The organism is Treponema denticola ATCC 35405 (genome assembly GCF_000008185.1).
Classification (GTDB): domain Bacteria; phylum Spirochaetota; class Spirochaetia; order Treponematales; family Treponemataceae; genus Treponema_B; species Treponema_B denticola.
Genome location: NC_002967.9, coordinates 725,818 through 744,028 on the forward strand (window position 1 = coordinate 725,818; position 18,211 = coordinate 744,028).

17 protein-coding genes and 1 pseudogene are annotated in these 18,211 nt (G+C 35.8%); 9 read left to right on the top strand and 9 right to left on the bottom strand.

The features are described from left to right. The first annotated feature begins 12 nt into the window (after positions 1-12). The 7 genes from mtnK (at position 13) to TDE_RS03360 (ending at position 8,453) form a co-directional block, all read left to right on the top strand. Complete coding sequence (mtnK, locus tag TDE_RS03330) at positions 13-1,215, top strand: S-methyl-5-thioribose kinase (RefSeq protein WP_002681910.1); 1,203 nt, start codon at positions 13-15, stop codon at positions 1,213-1,215. Positions 1,216-1,220: 5 nt separating this feature from the next. Further along, positions 1,221-2,321 (top strand): tRNA 2-thiouridine(34) synthase MnmA, encoded by a 1,101-nt coding sequence (mnmA, locus tag TDE_RS03335; RefSeq protein ID WP_002681913.1) that lies wholly within the window; start codon positions 1,221-1,223, stop codon positions 2,319-2,321. Positions 2,322-2,384: 63 nt separating this feature from the next. Then, on the top strand, positions 2,385-3,971 hold the full coding sequence (locus tag TDE_RS03340) for an ABC transporter transmembrane domain-containing protein (protein ID WP_002669937.1): 1,587 nt from the start codon (positions 2,385-2,387) through the stop codon (positions 3,969-3,971). A 293-nt stretch (positions 3,972-4,264) separates the two neighbouring features. Next, the gene (gene thiD, locus TDE_RS03345; RefSeq protein ID WP_002681916.1) at positions 4,265-5,074 is read left to right on the top strand and encodes a bifunctional hydroxymethylpyrimidine kinase/phosphomethylpyrimidine kinase; all 810 of its coding nucleotides are present in this window, start codon (positions 4,265-4,267) and stop codon (positions 5,072-5,074) included. A gap of 238 nt (positions 5,075-5,312) precedes the next feature. Continuing rightward, positions 5,313-6,245, top strand: coding sequence for an ABC transporter ATP-binding protein (locus tag TDE_RS03350; protein ID WP_002681918.1), 933 nt, complete (start codon positions 5,313-5,315; stop codon positions 6,243-6,245). After that, the gene (locus TDE_RS03355) at positions 6,245-7,300 is read left to right on the top strand and encodes an ABC transporter permease (RefSeq protein ID WP_002681919.1); all 1,056 of its coding nucleotides are present in this window, start codon (positions 6,245-6,247) and stop codon (positions 7,298-7,300) included. Before TDE_RS03350 ends, TDE_RS03355 begins: the two co-directional genes overlap by 1 nt. Continuing rightward, positions 7,287-8,453 (top strand): ABC transporter permease, encoded by a 1,167-nt coding sequence (locus TDE_RS03360; RefSeq protein WP_002681920.1) that lies wholly within the window; start codon positions 7,287-7,289, stop codon positions 8,451-8,453. Before TDE_RS03355 ends, TDE_RS03360 begins: the two co-directional genes overlap by 14 nt. Before the next feature lie 39 nt (positions 8,454-8,492). On the opposite strand, the gene TDE_RS13345 is transcribed toward TDE_RS03360, so the two are convergent. The 9 genes and pseudogenes from TDE_RS13345 to TDE_RS03405 all read right to left on the bottom strand — a co-directional run bounded on the left by TDE_RS13345 (position 8,493) and on the right by TDE_RS03405 (position 14,541). Then, positions 8,493-8,774, bottom strand: coding sequence for a CC/Se motif family (seleno)protein (locus TDE_RS13345; protein ID WP_281054487.1), 282 nt, complete (start codon positions 8,772-8,774; stop codon positions 8,493-8,495). Positions 8,775-8,894: 120 nt separating this feature from the next. Then, positions 8,895-9,308 carry a PIN domain-containing protein gene (locus TDE_RS03370; RefSeq protein ID WP_002669943.1) on the bottom strand — a complete coding sequence of 138 codons (414 nt, stop codon included), beginning with the start codon at positions 9,306-9,308 and terminating at the stop codon, positions 8,895-8,897. Then, positions 9,292-9,525, bottom strand: coding sequence for a hypothetical protein (locus tag TDE_RS03375; RefSeq protein ID WP_002669944.1), 234 nt, complete (start codon positions 9,523-9,525; stop codon positions 9,292-9,294). Before TDE_RS03375 ends, TDE_RS03370 begins: the two co-directional genes overlap by 17 nt. A 78-nt stretch (positions 9,526-9,603) precedes the next feature. Further along, positions 9,604-10,671 (bottom strand): hypothetical protein, encoded by a 1,068-nt coding sequence (locus TDE_RS03380; protein WP_002681921.1) that lies wholly within the window; start codon positions 10,669-10,671, stop codon positions 9,604-9,606. A gap of 98 nt (positions 10,672-10,769) precedes the next feature. Next, a pseudogene (locus TDE_RS03385) lies at positions 10,770-11,520 on the bottom strand (ABC transporter permease). After that, positions 11,517-12,242 carry an ABC transporter ATP-binding protein gene (locus TDE_RS03390; RefSeq protein ID WP_002681925.1) on the bottom strand — a complete coding sequence of 242 codons (726 nt, stop codon included), beginning with the start codon at positions 12,240-12,242 and terminating at the stop codon, positions 11,517-11,519. Before TDE_RS03390 ends, TDE_RS03385 begins: the two are co-directional and overlap by 4 nt. Further along, on the bottom strand, positions 12,239-12,463 hold the full coding sequence (locus TDE_RS03395; RefSeq protein ID WP_002672276.1) for an AbrB/MazE/SpoVT family DNA-binding domain-containing protein: 225 nt from the start codon (positions 12,461-12,463) through the stop codon (positions 12,239-12,241). The genes TDE_RS03390 and TDE_RS03395 overlap by 4 nt, the downstream gene beginning before the upstream one ends. A gap of 238 nt (positions 12,464-12,701) precedes the next feature. Further along, positions 12,702-13,619, bottom strand: coding sequence for an SPFH domain-containing protein (locus TDE_RS03400; RefSeq protein WP_002677091.1), 918 nt, complete (start codon positions 13,617-13,619; stop codon positions 12,702-12,704). Then, positions 13,612-14,541: an SPFH domain-containing protein gene (locus TDE_RS03405; protein ID WP_002669950.1), complete on the bottom strand. Its 930-nt coding sequence runs from the start codon at positions 14,539-14,541 to the stop codon at positions 13,612-13,614. Before TDE_RS03405 ends, TDE_RS03400 begins: the two co-directional genes overlap by 8 nt. A gap of 201 nt (positions 14,542-14,742) precedes the next feature. Here TDE_RS03405 and TDE_RS03410 point away from each other — a divergent pair, with 201 nt between their 5' ends. Both TDE_RS03410 and TDE_RS03415 read left to right on the top strand, forming a co-directional pair. Further along, positions 14,743-15,855 carry a DNA adenine methylase gene (locus TDE_RS03410; RefSeq protein WP_002681927.1) on the top strand — a complete coding sequence of 371 codons (1,113 nt, stop codon included), beginning with the start codon at positions 14,743-14,745 and terminating at the stop codon, positions 15,853-15,855. A 15-nt stretch (positions 15,856-15,870) separates the two neighbouring features. Continuing rightward, the gene (locus TDE_RS03415) at positions 15,871-18,183 is read left to right on the top strand and encodes an MFS transporter (protein ID WP_002681930.1); all 2,313 of its coding nucleotides are present in this window, start codon (positions 15,871-15,873) and stop codon (positions 18,181-18,183) included. Positions 18,184-18,211 lie beyond the last annotated feature (28 nt).

Below are 18,211 nucleotides of genomic sequence, written 5' to 3' on the forward strand. Positions count from 1 at the left end.
AACGGAGGCAGAATGCGGTTTAGTTCCCATTACAAGATGGAAGGCGATGATATAATCGATTACGTCTTTGAGCACAGTAATTTTTTTGATTCGAATGAAAATTTAGTTTGCGAAGAAATAGGGGACGGAAATATAAACTATGTCTATCGCATTTTTGACACGAACACAAAAAAATCTCTTATTTTAAAACAAGCTGATGTTCAAACAAGGGTGCGTCCCGACGGGTATTTGAACCCGGATAGGAGCATCCGTGAAGCTGAAGTTTTAAAACTGTATAACGAATGTGCTCCCGATTTTTCTCCGAAAATAATTTATGCCGATCCGGTTATGGCTGCAATCATAATGGAAGACATCGGTTCTTATTCTAATTTAAGAACGGAATTAATGGCCGGAAAAATATTTTACGGAATTGAAGAACTGATTGCACGGTTTATCGTAGACGCAAGCCTGCCTTCCACAGATTTGGTTTTAGCTTATCAAAAAAAATTTAAAGCAGCAGCCAAATTTTATAATCCCGATCTTTGTAAGATTACTGAAGACTTGGTTTTTACTCATCCTTATAAGGATGTAAGGCAAAGAAATATTTTGCTCCCCGAAAATGCCGACTGGCTTAAAAAAAAGTTCTATGAAGATTCAGATCTCATTGCAAGGGTTGCAGCCTTAAAAGAAAAATTCAATAACTATCCTCAAGGGCTTATTCATGGGGATCTGCATTCGGGTTCTATCTTTGTAAAAAATAAAAATGAAGAAATAAAGATAAAAATAATCGATCCCGAATTTGCTTTTTACGGCCCAATAGCCTATGACCTTGGGAATGTCCTTGCTCATTTTATTTTTGCTCAAGGCTATGCAAAATATTCGCCTCTTTTTGTTGATGAAGAAAAGCAAAGAACTGACTTTTTATCTTGGCTTGAAAATGCAAAAAACAATCTATTTAAATTCTTCCATATCTTTGCAAAAGATTTTCTTATTAAAAATATAAAGGATCCTGTTTATCAAAACGAAATTTTTATTGACAACTACATCGAAAAAATAAAAATTGATGCCGTTTCTTTTTGCGGTACCGAGTTAAACAGAAGGATAATCGGTTCTGCAAAAACAGCCGAAATTACAAACATAAAAAAGATCGAAAACCGTATTGCCCTTGAAAGGGATTTAGCCGAACTGGGATGTGCCATGATTTTAAACCCCGAAGAAATTTTAAGAGGATTTTAAACTTGATGAAGGTGCTTGTGGGTTTGAGCGGAGGCGTTGATTCCGCTGTTGCGGCAAAACTATTGATAGATCAAGGCTATGATGTTACAGGAGTTACAATGCAGCTCTTGCCTAAACTATCAGGCATTTATAAAGAGCAGACCGATGATATTGAAGATGCAAAAAAAGTTGCAGACAAGCTCGGTATAAAACACATCGTATACGATATGAGGGAAACTTTTAAGACTGAAATTATAGACTACTTTGTAGAAGAGTACAAACAAGGAAGAACGCCGAATCCATGCTTTATATGTAACAGCAAAATAAAATTCGGTCTTTTTTTAGAGCAAGCCTTAAAGGACGGCTTCGATAAAATTGCAACAGGCCATTATGCAAAAATAGAAAAAACCGAAATTGAAGGCGATGAAAGATTTTTATTAAGACAGGCTGAGGATGCTCAAAAAGACCAAAGCTATTTTTTAGCCCTTCTTACTCAAGAACAGCTTTCCCGTTCTATTTTTCCTTTAGGAGATTTTACCAAAGAAAAAGTGAGAAGCATAGCCGAAGATGCCGGTCTTATAAATGCTCACCGTCCCGACAGCCAAGACATCTGTTTTGTTCCAGATGACGATTATACAAGGGTAATAAACGCCCTTGCTGCGGGTTCTTTTAAAGAGGGAAAATTCATTGATACAATGGGAAATGAAATAGGCCGCCACAAAGGGCTTCAATATTATACCATAGGTCAAAGGCGGGGCCTTGCAATCGCAATGGGGTATCCCGTCTATGTTGTAAAAAAAGATGCGAAGACGAATACGGTTACCGTAGGCAAGGATGAAGAACTCTTTGCCGAAAGCCTCATCGCTTCAAGGGTAAATATAATCTTAAAAAAAACAATAGATAAAGAAATCGATATTGAGGTAAAAACACGATACCGCCAACAAAAGAAAAAGGCAAAATTGATTCCGCTTAAAAATGAAGAGTTTAAACCTACGGGAAAATTTAAGGTAGAATTTATAGAGCCTGAAAAAGCCGTCGCCGAAGGACAAGCCGCTGTTTTTTATACCGGTGATTATATTATCGGCGGCGGCATAATAGAATCGGTTGAGAGGCTGGGAATACTTTAAAAATGAGCTTGACAACACTATATAATATAATATAATATAATATAATATAACAGGAGCTTGCCTATGTTGTATAAAAAATCTTATTTTAAATTACATGCTAAAATTGTCTTACTTTCAATTATTCCGCTTGCATGTTCTGCTGCGATTCCATTGCTTTTAGGGAAAATAATAGATGACTTAAACAAGGGGTTTTCACCCGAAGTACTTAGAACCATAATAATTTGTTTTATCATTATATTTGTTCAAAAAATTTTTAATTTTGTTTGGAACTATAATTTTAATACGGCAGAAAATATTGTTGCTGCTGCAGAAACCGAAATTCTTCTTGACGAGTTTTTAAGTGCAAAGTCTAATTTAGCCGGCACATTTAATAATGAAAAACTTTTAAACCGTATAGCCAATGAACCTTACAAATTGGGTTCTCTTTATGGGGTAAGCCCTGTAATGCTTGTCGATAATATTATGATGTTTGTAGTGGCTGTTTGTGTTCTTTTATATTTAAATTGGCAGCTCTTACTTTTAACTTCTCTTTTTATTCCGCTGATATATCTTATAGGCTGCTTTGTAAGAAAAAACATTATGAAGTATTCGAAAGAAAGTTCTTTAGCCTCCGAAAAATTTCTTTTGCATTTAGGTGAAGCCTTAAAAGGTTTTTCGGATATAAAAATTTTTTCTGCCGAAAAGAAAATAAAAACATCCTTAACAAAGGTAAGAAGAGATATGTTAAAGGTGGAAAAATCGGAAGAATTTTATCAGCGGCTTTATCGGGACATAAACGGATTTTTGTACACCTCTTTACCTCTTGTAAATTTAGTCGCCGGTTTTATACTAATGAAATACGGAAAAACTACATTGGGTGCTATAATTTCGTTTTATATGTATGTAGGGCATTTTATTGAACCGGTACAAAATCTTGCCGACCTGCGTATGGCAATTTTAAATTCTAACGAAAAAAAGAAACTGGTTGATGAAATAAAAAAAGAATTTGCCGCCGATTTGGCAGGGCATAATAAGGCAGAAAACTTTAATTCCATTTTATTAAAGGATATAAAACATTCTTTTGAAAGTAAGGACATAAACATTAAAACCGATGTAGATATTTCATCGGCGGGACTTTACGGTATTTCCGCCCCATCAGGTTTAGGTAAAAGTACTGCCTTAAAAATTCTTTCAGGACTTTTATATTCCGAAACGGCTGCCGCTTATATCGGAGGTAAGGATGTCAAGACCTTAAACCCCGATTCTCTTAACGGAAATATTTTTTACATAAACGATAAGTCTATAATTTTTCAAGGTACGGTTAAAGAAAATGCCGAACTTACCGAAGATGCTCATATTACAAAAGAAGTCTTTGATTCTATTTTTGATGAAAGCGATAACCTTTCGCTTGAAACTAATTTGGAAACTGAAGGAACAAATATTTCGTTGGGACAAAAACAAAGGGTGGTGTTGTTAAGGTTTTTTGCCCTTAAAGAAGAACCTAAAATTATCATATTAGATGAAGCCCTTTCGGGCCTTGATGAAGTAAGGGAAACGCAGTCTATCGAAGCATTGCGTAAGGCTTTCCCTCATTCAATTATCCTTTTTATAACCCACCGCAAAAAATCTTTTGCTCTTTGCGATAAGGTTTTTGAATTTAAAGAAGGATAATTGAATTTCTTAGCCTCAAGACAAACTTCAAAGAAAATGTTATAATCCCCCTCACTAGGAGATATGATAAACAGTTCGGCAGAAATTCAACCTCACTGTTTATCTATCGAGTTTTGTGCGTTGCACAAAACATCGTATTATTGTATGCGGTTTGTAAACAAACCGCTTGAAAAAACTTTTTTTGCAAATTGATTCGCTATCCGCTTTAGCGGATACGATAAAAAATTTCCTTGCAGAACAGAACCGCAAGGGTCTGATATTTGCTACAAAAAGTTTTTATAGGAGATTTACTTATGATAAAACTTGCAACAATTGCCGGATCGGATGCATCCGGAGGGGCCGGCTTGGAAGCCGACTTAAAAACATTTCAGGAGTACGGTGTATATGGAATGGCTGCCGTTACGGTAATTGCAACGATGAATCCCGATAAAGAGTGGGGACATGAAGTTTTTCCGCTTGATGAGCAAGCTATAAGAGCCCAGCTTGAAACAATTTTTAAGGGCATAGGCGTTAACGCTGCAAAAACGGGAATGCTTGCAACAAATTATGCAGTTGAGCTTTCTGCCGAATACTTAAAAAAATATAATGTAGAAAATTATGTACTGGACCCTGTAATGGTATGTAAGGGCGGAGACCTTGCCTTAAACCCAGAGCTCAATAATCTCATTATAAAAAAACTTTTGCCTTTAGCAAAGCTTATTACGCCGAACCTTTTTGAAGCTGGGCAGATTGCAAAAATGCCGACACCTTCTACAATCGAAGAAATAAAAGAAGCCTGTAAGATTATTCACGGAATGGGTGTTCCCTATGTCTTTATAAAGGGCGGACCCAAGTTGAACGGAGAACAATCGGCTATAGATATTTTTTATGACGGCGAACAATTTTTAAAAGTGGAAGGCGGGCTCACCGATACAAGATGGACACATGGAGCAGGCTGCACAACAGCTGCTGCCATCGCTGCAGGTTTAGGCATAGGCCTTGAACCATATGAAGCCGTAAGAAGATCAAAAAAGTTTATCACTTTAAGCCTTCAAAACGGATTCCAACTTAATAAATGGGTCGGCCCCGGCAACCCTGCCGCATGGCGGAAGAGCTTTAATTAATTTGTAATTCCTGATAGGTAATGAGTAAGCCGCTTATTCGTGCGGAGGGTTTAATACCCCGACGCTTGCGTCGGGGTTGTTGATTACCCATTTTTAATTTTTAACCCTTCTTTAAAAAAAGTTTAAACTTTTTTCCTATGACAAATGTCATATTTAAACTCCAAAAAATATGACAATTTTCAGTTTTAAAATTCCAAAAAAAAGGTATAATTATCTATAAAAGATATCGGAGGAAGTTATGATTTTAACGGTAAAAAATCTTGTAAAACGGTACAATGAAAAAACGGCACTTGATCACTTTAATATGGAAGTTAAAGAAGGCGAGATTCTGGGCCTTTTGGGGCCGAACGGATGCGGAAAAACTACAGCCATAAACTGTATGCTTTCCCTTTTAAAACACGGCAAGGGCGAAATCATCATTTTCGGCGAAGAAATGAAGCCTAACGCCCTGCACATAAAAAAAAGAATAGGCCTTGTTCCTCAAGAGGTTTCGGTTTTCTATGATTTTACCGTAAGACAAAACATAGACTATTTTTGCGGCCTCTATGTGAACAATACTCAAGAAAGAAAAAAGCTGGTAGATGAAGCAATCGATTTTGTAGGCTTAAACAATTATGCTTCATTCCGTGCAAAAAAACTTTCAGGAGGTCTTCTCCGCCGGCTCAATATTGCATGTGGTATAGCACATAAACCTGAGCTGATTTTTTTGGATGAGCCCACAGTTGCCGTCGATGCCCAAAGCCGAAACTTCATTCTTTCAGGAATAAAGGAACTGGCAAAAAGAGGAAGTACCATCGTGTATACTACCCATTATCTTGAAGAAGTTGAAGAGCTTTGCGATAGAATCATCATCATGGATGAGGGAAGAGATATAGCAAACGGCACATTAGAAGAATTGCACAAGCTGATCCGCACAAGCGAAAAAATGGTTGTTGAATTTGTCGAAACTAAGGATAACCTGCAAGACGAACTGAAAAAAATCCCTCATGTTCTGGAAGTTACCAAAAACGGAAACGAGTTTTTAATCAGTTTTGAAAATTCGATTAACAACTTAAACGAACTTATTTTATTTATCAATAATAATAGTTTGGCTTATACCAAATTATATTCTGAATTACCCAGCTTAAACGATATTTTCTTGGAGCTTACGGGAAAGGAGCTAAGAGACTGATGAAATTCTTTTTACGCGAAATAAAATATTATAGTATTGGAATGTTTTATTCTTTAGACGGAATGTTTTGGACGCTTTTATATCCTATTCTTATGGCAGGACTGTTCTTTACGATATTTTCGGCCGTAGGTAATTCCGACACCGGTAAAATAGAAATCGGAATTGAAAAAGACAATCCTGTTTATTATCCGCTTAAATTTACAGGGATGTTCGATACAAAAATAATAGATGAGGCATCGGCAAATGAGATGCTCCGTACAAAAAAAATAAAGGCCTTTATTGAAGCAGACCAATCTTTGAGGCTGAGCGAAGACGGATTATCTCAGACAATAACAAAAACCGTGCTGGATCAAATAAAGCAAATCAAAGCCCTTAATATTCCAATGAATTCTTTTGAATACGGTAAAAACTATGTCGAAAGTAAAAACGAAAAAATGAGTTTGAGCATTATATTGTTCTATTCTCTTTTGGCAATGGTTTCGATTTATACAATGTTCGGTTCGATAGATATAGCTGTAAAAATACAGGGTAATATTTCAAAAATCGGAGCAAGAATTTGTACAACTCCTATTAAACGCTTTTATTCTTATCTTGCAGGAATTATATTTTATATTATCTTTAATCTTACAGCCAATCTCATATATATTTCCTTTGTGCTCTTTGTTTTAAATATACCCTTTATTACCGATTTTAAAATTACTCTTTTGCTCTTGATATATGCGAATTTTTTTGGAGCGGCTCTCGGCTTATTTATAGGCTCAACATCTATTGGAGATATTCGGTCAAAAAATATGATATGTGTTTTTACAAGTCTTTTTTTAGCCTTTCTATCCGGTATGATGGGGCCTGAGGTAAAAATCTCTCTTGAAAAAGCAATACCGATTTTAGGGACAATAAATCCTATAGCTATTTTTACTACCAACCTTTATAACATAAATATTTTGGGTGAATATAATGCGGTACCGTTATTTTTTATTGTCTACACAATAGGTATCGTAATTCTTTTATCTCTTTCATTTATTAACTCAAGGAAGGTGCAATATGATAGTTTATAAAAACTTTTTAAGATTAATTTGTACAAAAGTAATAAGTACTATTATTTATGTTGTTATTTTTTTGTTCATCAGTTTTATGACATTAAAGTCTCAAAATTCTCAGGTAAGCGAGTTTGCAGAAACACCTTTAACTGTAAATATAATCGATAGAGACGGCTCCGAATTATCGAAGCATTTAATTTCTTATTTGAAGTCAAAACATGATGTTATTATTATAGACGAAAAAGGCAAGACTGATGAAGAAATTTTACGCGAGTTAAAAAAAGATATTTCTCTGCAAAGAATACATGCTGGGATTATTATAAATAAAAATATGGAAGAAAATGTAATGAGCGGTAAAAAGGCCCTTATAACTTTTAAAGATGACAGAAAAAAGTCGGGCTTTTATATGGATTTACAGCTTAATACATATTTAACATTTGCTTCAAGTGTAAAAAAGACTCAAGGATATTTCGATTTTCAGAGAATAGAAAAAGCTCTTCAAGTAAACACAAAGGTTAATAAGATTAGTTTTCAGAAGAACACTTCGGTAAATATTTGGTTTAAAATATTTTTTAACTTTTTAGGATGGATAGTTTTTTCTGTTGTACTTAATTCTGTAGGCTGGGCTATGTTCGAGTTAAATAATGAACGCTTAAAAATGCGGAATAATGTTTCTCCGGTATCGACTTTTCGCTTTGTTTGTGAAAACTTTTTGGCTCAATTAACGATAGTAATTTTTATTCTTTCAATATTGATAGGTTTTGCTATTATTACAAATATAACGAGATTGGAAAACATCCCTCTTTTATTATATACATTTAATGCCTTAATGTACACGGCTGTTATTTTAAGTTTAACTTTTATGCTTAATTCTTTTTTAAAAAAAGGCTCTGTTATGGGTATAGTCGGTACGGTGCTGCCTCTTTCTATGGCCTTTATTTCGGGTATCTTTGTTGAACAAGAATTGCTTCCGGATTTTATTGTAAATATCTCCCGCCTTTTCCCGACCTATTATTATGTAATGGCAAACGAATTTACTCAAGTTAATTTATCGATTGATTGGAAAAATATCGGAATGCTCTTTTTATTCTTATTTCTTTATTTTACTGTTGGAACTTACTTTTCAAAATTAGGAAGGTCGCAAAGCAAGATAGAATTTGCTCAGCAATAAAAAAAGCCGGTAAGATTTTTATCTTATCGGCTTTCTTGTTTAAATCATTCCTTCAACCATCAGCTTTTCGAACCATAAAAATGCTCCGACTGTAATCGTTAAGGTTCCATTAACGGAGGGAGTTCCCTTTTTAACATAAACGGTAATTCCATTATTTTCAAATTTATTGAAGTGATCGATATTTCGCGGCATTCCGACATACACGGCCGGATCTAAAGTTGTCCCTCCTCACGAAGCACACATATTAAGCATACAGTGAACCGTATCCGCGTTTTTCGCTCTAATTTTGTCTCTAGCAGAATCTTCAACTATGATATTCATTTTTGGCCTCCAAAAAATAATTGTAATCTACCTTTATGAATTGTTTCAAGGCTCTTACAAACCTAAGATAAAAACTTTTTGAATGAAAGTCAAGACGTTTAAGAAAGTTTTTTGATATGATTAATGAGTAAATTGGACTATAAAGTCTTTTGGAGAAATTATTTGTAAATTCGAACCATTAAAATCAGATATATTTCTGGTAATAATCATACTACAATCATGCGATTCAGCTACTGCATTTTGTAAAGAATCTTCAAAATCAGCCCAATCTGAGTCGATTGCTGACATAATTTCCTTATCGGAAATACCTGCCACTGTTATAATCTGTAGAAGAGTTTTTATAAGGTTTTTAACTCTGATTTTGTCCCTCAATTCTTTATAAGCTATATAGTAAATATCCGTAATCGCCGATGCAGAAACATATGCCTGAATATTCCCACATGTAAGTTCTAATACAGCAATAGCATCTTGTACAAATGAAGCTCTATTTAATAACACATCCAGTATGACATTTGTATCAATTAGGACTTTCATATTTTTTTAATCTCTCTTTCCTGTAATCATCAAGGGATTTTCCTGTATAGGGAATTGCACCGACTAGAGATTTTATAAGATTTATTTTAGATGTTTGTCTTAAATTAGACTTAAAAACTCTATAAGTTATAACCACCTCCTGACCTTGCCGGAGTTTTACAGGAGAATCTAAAACTATTTGAGTTCCATTGTAATAACCTTTTACAGTTTCCAGCATATACTTACCCCTCCATGTCATGATTATTATATCATTTTTAAAGAAAAATTTACAGTCCTTTTTTTAATCTTTCTACCCTTAAGCCGAACAATCACAGTCATCTACAAAGAGCAAAAACCAATTATCGGCAATATCGAAAAAGTAAAAGGTCTTTTTTATAAAGCCGCCGTCTAAGACAACTATTTTTAAGATTGCCTTATAGTTTCTTGGTAAGTTTATTTTTAGGTTCTTTATTTCATCGCCTTCAAAACTTGCAGGATCGACGGCGGTGGGTATTTCTTTGACAATGGCACAATATACGCCGTCCTTATCGTTAGACTCTTCACAAAAACCGCCGTCAGGCATTCGATTATAAAAGGGGATGGAGCCTCCGAATTTATTGGCCGAGGGTTTGGTAGAAAAATCGGCGCTTTCATCAAAGCCGAAACCATCCTCCGCCGAAAAAAGAAGGGGAGCAGCACCGGGATTATAAAAACGCCTTATGCCGTAATCAGGGTGAACAAAATCGGCTAATTTTGGGCTTGAATTTTTTAAAAGAAGATTAAAGTTATTTTCCCAATACACATTCGATAAAAAAGAAAAAGCAAAGGAGATGAGCGTTCCTTCATCATAAGATTTTTCATCTTCACTTCCTTCTTGAGAAACAGATGCCGAAGTCAACTCAAAAGAATCTATTATATGAGTTAAAATATCCCTATATGTATCATACTCTTTTTTGTTATATTCAAATCTGATTGTATAAAACTTTTCATTTATAGCAAGGGCCTGACAAAAAAACATCTTGTCCTTTGAATAGCCTTTTAAAATAAAGCCGTCACGGCCCATATTTTTATCGCTTACCGTAAATTTTTCCGCTTCTTTTTTTTCGTAAAGGTCAGCAGTTTTAAAAATAAACTCGGGGCCGGAATCTTTTAAGTCCGAAACGGAAACCGATAAGGTTACCTCTCCGTCATTACTCGTAAATACTTGTTCTGCAGGAGAGCTGTCTATAGGTCTTAAAATTTCTGAAGGGTAATCGATTTCATAACCTTCTTCCGTATTTGTGTAGGTTAAATATTTTCCCGTAAATTCGCGATTTTGTTTTGAACAAGAAGATATAAAAATTAATGTAAAAATAATAAAACAAGCTTTTTTTAGGTTAAACATATTTTCCTTTTGGATAATCCATCTTTAAAGTATAATTTGTACCATTTATAATACAAATATAAGATAATTTAGTTTTCATGTCAATAAACTATTTTATTTTATACTTTCTCACCGTTCATCCTACGTTGAAAGACAATAAATAGCAAGAACGAAGATGACTATTGTATAGCTCATTACAACAGTCAGATGAGAAAGGGCATGACCGAAATTACCGCTTAAGGTTGATTTTATTGCTTCCACACTATGATAAAATGGCAGGATATTTGTTATTTTTTTAAAAGCGCCGCCTATTAAATCAATCGGAATAAATACTCCGGATAACCATCCGGCTACATTTGTTAACAAGGCTCCGCAAACTCCTCCGACTGCTTTATCATTCATAAGACTGCCGAAGAGCAGTCCTGTTCCCACGAACAGTAGAGAGGTTAAAGCTGTCACAATCACCGCAAACAGGAAGTGAATAGTTATTTCAAGACCAAAAGCTCCTGCCGCCAATAAGGTTATCGCAGCCTGTACTATTGTCATAGCCAGCATAGGCAAAGTGTAGCCCAAAATAAAATCTACGGAAGTCATAGGAGAAGTAAACAGGCGCATTAAGAAAGATGAAGTACGGTCTTTTGATAGCAGCATACCGGAAAATAATGCCATAAATACACTCCCAAACATCGCTAAGCCGGGAGCAAGATTTCTTATTTCAAACATAGGATTTTCGGCTTCAGGCGGAATGGCAGCATTAATAATGGATAGAAGAATCAACAATATGATAGGAAATCCCAAACCGAAAAAGAAATTTATGGGATCACGCAAAACTTCTTTTGTATTTCTTCTTGCAAATAAAAGTATCCTCATAACACACCTCCGGAAAGTATAACAAAAGCGTCCTCCAGCTTGACAGTATCTGTTTGCATAGTTAATTCCTGTACCGTACCCATCGCTTTTAACTTGCCTTTTGACATTATTCCGACACGATCGGACAGCGTTTCAACTTCATCCATATAATGAGTTGTGAGTATAATTGTCACTTTTCCTTTTAACTCTTTAATGGATGCCCATAACTCACGGCGAGCCAATACATCAAGTCCTAGGGTCGGTTCATCGAGAAATAAAATCTGCGGATCTGAAATCAGTGCCATTGCAATAGAAAGGCGCCTCTGCATACCTCCCGATAAGTGTTTTGCTTTTTTGTTCAATTCATTTTCCAATTTGAATTTTTGAGCTATCTCGTAAGCGTTTTTCTTTGCTGTTTTACTGTCTTGCCCGTAGATTCCCGCAATAAGTTCCAAGTTCTCTAAAACCGACAAATTAGCGGCTACCGCCGTTTCCTGAGGAGAAATATTTATTTTTTTCTTTATTGCATGGGATGCTGAAATAATACTGTTGCCAAGCAACAAGGCATCACCGCTCGTGGGTTTTATTAGACAAGAAAGCATTTTAATTGTTGTGGTTTTTCCAGCTCCGTTCACACCGAGTAAGGCAAATAATTCACCTTGCTCAACAGTTAAATTAAGATTATCTACAGCAGTTATACCGCCGTATTTTTTTGTAAGCTGTGCAGTTACAATGGCACTCATTCTTCGTCCTCCTTTGGTACATTACCTCCGAAAATATTGTCAATAATACTTGTGAACATATTTTTAGGCGGAATGGCGATGCCTTGGTTTATATCTCCCAAAACAATCAAGGTATCACCGGGATTAATGTTGAAAACATCACGGGCTTCTTTAGGTATAACGAACTGCCCTTTCTCTCCAACCTTAACCGTCCAAGCATATTTTCCTTTTGGATAACCCATTTTCTCACCTCCAAACATAAAGTATGATTTGTATGATTTATAGTATAAATATAACATAATTTACTTTTCATGTCAATAAGCTATCGGCTATGATAATTTGAAGGCTGTTAAAGTAGGGAAACCCATCTATGTCGAACACGATGAATAACTATTATCTTGAGTGTGTCGAGAATTTAAAAGGCAAGGGAATTAAGCTGGAATAAAAAATGCACTGCAAAAGGTTTGCAGTGCATAAAAATTATTGGATTATTTCTTCGGCCATGTCGATGGTCATTTTCTTTATGTCTGTAAAATCTGCGGACATAATTATCTTTGTATTTTCATCTATAGAGCTTAAAGCGTTTATCCATTCTTGTGAAACGGTGAGCTTTGCAGCTTCCATACCGCCTTGAATTTGGGTAGAAGCGGCAATTTTTTTAATACCGTCGGCAGTGGCTTCGGCAACGGCAACAATTTCGCGGGCCTGACCTTCCGCCTCATTTATCATTCTTTCTTTTTCACCTTCGCTTATGTTTACGGCTTCTTCATAAGCTGCTCTTGAAAGGTTGATAACCGTTTCCATCTCTCCGACCGAGTGGGCTATTTCTGCTCGCTTTTCTCTTTCGGCCTTCATCTGGTTTTCCATGGCATCCATAATAGAATCGGAAACTCTTATGTTTTGAATTTCGTAACGGGTAACTTTTACGCCCCAAGGATCCGAAGCTTCATCTACGGCTTTTACAACCTGAGCATTTATCTGTTCCCTTGCTTCAAAGGTGTCATCCAAATCCAGCTGTCCTACTACAGAGCGCATGGTCGTCTGTGCAAGCAAAATAGTTGCATAGCGGTAATCGCGTATACCGTAGCTTGCCTTAATCGGATCAAAGACTTGAAGATAGAGGATTCCGTCAATGCGTACCTGAACGTTGTCCTTGGTAAAACAGTCTTGGGCGGGAACATCTATGGCCTGTTCCTTTAGATTTTGCTTATACTTTACTCTATCCAAAAACGGAAATAGAATATGAAAACCGGCATCCAAGGTTGTGTGATACTTGCCTAAGCGTTCTACAATCAGGGCAACCTTATGCGGAACAATTCGAATGCTTCTAAAAAGAGCAACAATAAAAACTATGGCAATGATTGCCGCAATAACAATCGGGATTATAAAATTAAGCATTTTGACCTCCCTGTATGACCTTCACTTCTTTTCCTGCATTTTTAATGATATCGCTAAAGGCTGCAAGGCCTGCAATGTTTTCGGGGTAAACCGAAACATTTGATTTTTTAATAATATGCTCGAACCTTTGAATATAGTTTTCGGCAAGACGGATGCCCATAGCCGTTCTTCCTCCCGGTTGAGAAAGCGCATCTGCAATTAAACGCAAGCCTTCGGCTGTCGCATTACTCGTTATCTCTATAGCCTTTGAGCGGCCTTCGGCAAGATTGATTCTTCGCTGCTTTTCGCCCATAGCCTTGTTTATAGCTTCTTTCTTTTTACCCAAAGAAATATTTATTCGGGACTGCTGTTTTCCTTCACTCGAAAGAATATTAGCCCGCTTTTCTCTTTCGGCCCTCATCTGCCTTTCCATGGCTTCGAGGATTGTGCGGGTAGGCGTAATATCCCGTATTTCGTAGCGGGTAACCTTTATGCCCCAGTTGTCGGAAGCTTCATCGAGGGCCTTTACTATATTGTCGTTTAAGCCTTCTCTTCCGCAAAAAGTTTTATCAAGTTCCAGTTTTCCTATTTCGCTTCGCATAGTTGTTTTTGCAAGCTGGGCGACTGCATAGCGGTAATTATCGATTCCATAGCTTGCCTTAACCGGATCGAATATTTTTAGATAAAGAATTCCGTCAACCTGTACCTGAACGTTATCGGCCGTGATACAAACTTGAGGATCTACGTCCAAGGCTTCTTCCTTTAGATTTTGCTTATAAGCAATCCTGTCTATAAATGGGGTTAAGATATGGAAACCCGCAGTAAGAGTCCGCGAATATTTTCCAAGCCTTTCAATAACATAACTTTCTTGTTCCGGAACTACAACAGCTATCGAAAATAAAATAATAACCGCTACGACCAGAGCAACATATAAAGCTATCATCAGAGCGACCTCCTAATTTGATTTTTAGGTTAATAAAATTGATATTTTAATAACTTATAATTGATTGTAACTTGTTTTGTAAGATTTGTCTATAGTTTTAACATGATGAATTTGCTTATATCAATTTTTTTCTATCTTCTTGTAAGTTTCTTATCTTTATAGTAGTATGAGCTTTCTTTAGTTTAAGGAAGCATTAAATCTATGAAAGAGCAGCGAGAAGAAAATAAGGACTTTCTTACCACACAGATAATTACATACCTCGGAAATAAAAGATCTTTGATAGATAAAATAGAAGAAGAGGTAAAACTTATTTCGAAGTACTTAAACAAGGAAAAACTTATCTGTGCGGATATTTTTTCTGGTTCCGGTATAGTTGCCCGCATGTTAAAAAAATATGCTTCAAAAATAATCGTTAATGATTTGGAAAATTATTCATATGTGATAAACTCCTGCTATCTTACAAACAAAGAAGAATACCCTAAAAAACTTTGTAATGAATTACGAGATGAAATTATATCTTCTTCTTTAAATAAAAAAATACCCGGCATAATTTCCGAAAACTATGCTCCCAAGGATGACAACAAAATCGAAAAAGGAGAAAGAGTTTTTTATACACGTAAGAATGCTCTTTTAATCGACACATATAGAAATCTTATCGATAAAATTGTTCGGGAAGAAAATTTAAAAAAGTTTTTTTTTGCTCCATTAATTACCGAAGCTTCAATTCACGTAAATACGAGCGGTGTATTTAAGGGCTTTTATAAGGATAAGAATACGGGGGTAGGCTGTTTCGGTGCCAGCGGAAAAAATGCCTTAACAAGAATATTGGGCAAAGTAGAATTAAAAGAACCTGTCTTTAGTAATTTTAATTCCGAACTTGAAATTTTTACTAAGGATGCAGTTATTCTTTCAAAAGAAATAAAGAATGTTGATATTGCTTATATCGACCCTCCTTATAATCAGCACCCCTACGGTTCAAATTATTTTATGCTTAATTTAATTCTTAAAAATAGGCTTGATGTTCCCATAAGCCCCGTCAGCGGAATTACCCAAGGATGGAATCGTTCCGTTTTTAATAAACCTTATCTTGCTCTAAAGTCAATGGAAGAAATTATCTCTTCTCTTGATGCATGTTATGCCGTCATCTCCTACAACTCGGAAGGTTTTATTTCTTTTGAAGAGATGACAAATATGTTACAGAAATACGGAGAATTAAAAACCGTCGAAATAAAATATAATACTTTTCGGGGGAGCCGAAATCTTAACAAGAGAAATATTCATGTTTCTGAATACTTGTTTGTTTTAAAAAAATAGATTAAAATAGCATTGATGGAAGAACAATTATCAAACTTTAGAATCAAACAGGGCCGCAGTGTTTTTAATGCATACAATGGAATCAATTCATTTTCGTTTGCACTCGTTACCGGAAACACAATTACTCTTTATGCTCTTGCTTTAAAAGCCAACAGCACCGTCATAGGTTTGCTTACAGCCTTCATGTACATGTGCTATTTTACAATTCCTTTAGGAAAGCTTATGGCTCGTCGTTTTACTATCGTAAAGACCTTTGCCTATACTTGGTTTTTGCGCAACGCCTCGCTTTTACCTATCTTGTTTATTCCGTTCTTTTATTTTAGAGGCGAAAATGAAGCTGCAATCTTTATGCTTTTACTTGCAGTAGCTCTTTTTAATTTTTTTAGAGGAGCCGGCATAGTTGCAAACAATCCTGTCATAAGTCTTTTGGCTCCCGGCAAGGACCGGAATTCTTATATAGTTAAAATATCATTGACAAACAATACGGCCGCACTCGCAGCCATAATATTTTTAACCGTCTTTTTATGGTTTTCTCCAAGGTTTGGAATCGATATAGTTTCTACATATAATATAACTGCAATTATAGGAATTATTACGGGATTTGCTGCATCTGCTCTTTTGCTTAAACTTCCGGATCCCGATTTTGAAAGAAGAATGGAGGCTGTGAAAGAAGCTAGGGCAGAAGGAAGAAGCCGAAAGGAAATAAGAAAGCTAAAGAGGGGAAATCAAAATCTTCAAAAGGGTTCTTTTTTCTCGGCTTCAAAAGAAGCCTTTGGCGATAAAAATTTTAAGCTCTATATTTTTTCGTTTTTTATAATTCAATTCGGAATAAGTTTAGCCCGTCCCTTTATAATTGTTTACGGTAAGGCCGTTTATTCTATCCCCGATAATTTGGTAATAATTTTTTCTCTTGCCTCAACTATGGGCTCTCTTTTGGTTGGACTTTTAATGCGCCTCTTGATAGACAGGATGGGGGCAAAGCCGATGTATGTTATTTTTACGGCTCTTAGTGCGGCAGCCTTGATCCCTGCAATTATAGCACCTGCCAGAGAAATATACTTGATTGCCTTTATCTTTTTGATTGTATTTTCAATGATAACAAATATGGGCTTTTCCGCGCAAATGGATGCATCGCAAGCTTACTTTTTCGGGATAGTGCCGTCAAAGTCCTTGATGGATTTAAGTATGCTCAATTTTTTTGTGATGGGGCTTACTGGCGCTCTCGGTTCAATCCTGGGAGGCGGTATTTTGGATATGCTTCAAACTTCAGGCTTTTCGAATTTAAGTATGTACCGTATATTTTTCTTATGCGTTATAGCATGTATTCTTTTCGGAATGATTTTTCAGATTAGGCTTTTGAACCTTGGAGGCCGGCTTGTAAAAGATGCTCTTGCAGTTATTTTTTCTCCGCGTGATATGAAGGCCTTAAACCTTTTATATAAACTTGATTCAAGTGAGAGCCTCCAGACCGAAGAAAAAATTTTGCACGAGCTTACGGCAACGGCTTCTCAAGAATCGGCAGATAAGTTAAATCAGTATATGAGGTCTCCGCGTTTTTCTATCAGGTATTCTGCAATGGATGCTTTGAATTCTTTAGAAAAACTTTCTGCAAAAAATAGAGAAACTCTTTTAGAAGAATTGAATAAGGGAGAATTTACTACGGCCGCTCTTGCTGCAAAAACTCTTGCTCATTTTAATGTGCATCAAGCTGTTGAACCTTTGCGGAAAGCTCTTGAAAGTAAAGATTATCTTTTGTCGGGGGAGGCGATGATTGCTCTTGCTCATCTTAAAGATGAAGCTTCGCAATTTAAGATTTCACAAATTTTATCCGAAACAAAAAATCCTAAAATATTGCTTTCCGGAATTAAAGCGATGGAAACTTACAGGTCGGTAAATTCCATTCCGTTTATAATCGACTTACTTCGCAGGGAAGGTCTTCCTTCTTTGGTAGAAGATGAGGCTTATTTAAGTTTGGCTTCAATGATGAAGGTTGAAGGCGGTTTTTATTTTGCTTATGATAGATTTAAAAACGAGGCGCGAGATACGGGGTCGATTTTTACCGACATGCTTGATGAAGCTTTTGCAAAAAGAAAAAAATCGGATCTTGAATTTAAAAAGATAATTTTAACATTTATAAGCGAGGCCTCAAATGATACCGAATTTATAAAATGGTTTTTGGATTTGGCAGAAAAATTTTTAGGAGTAAACTCTGCTTTGCTTTTAAGTGTTATAATGGATGTCGATATGGTTACAAACAAGTCCTTTAGATTTTTCTTATGCTATTGGGCTGTGTCGATTTTTATGGAACCTAAGTTGGCTGAAATTTAAAAGATATTTTTATGAGATAAATTCTTAT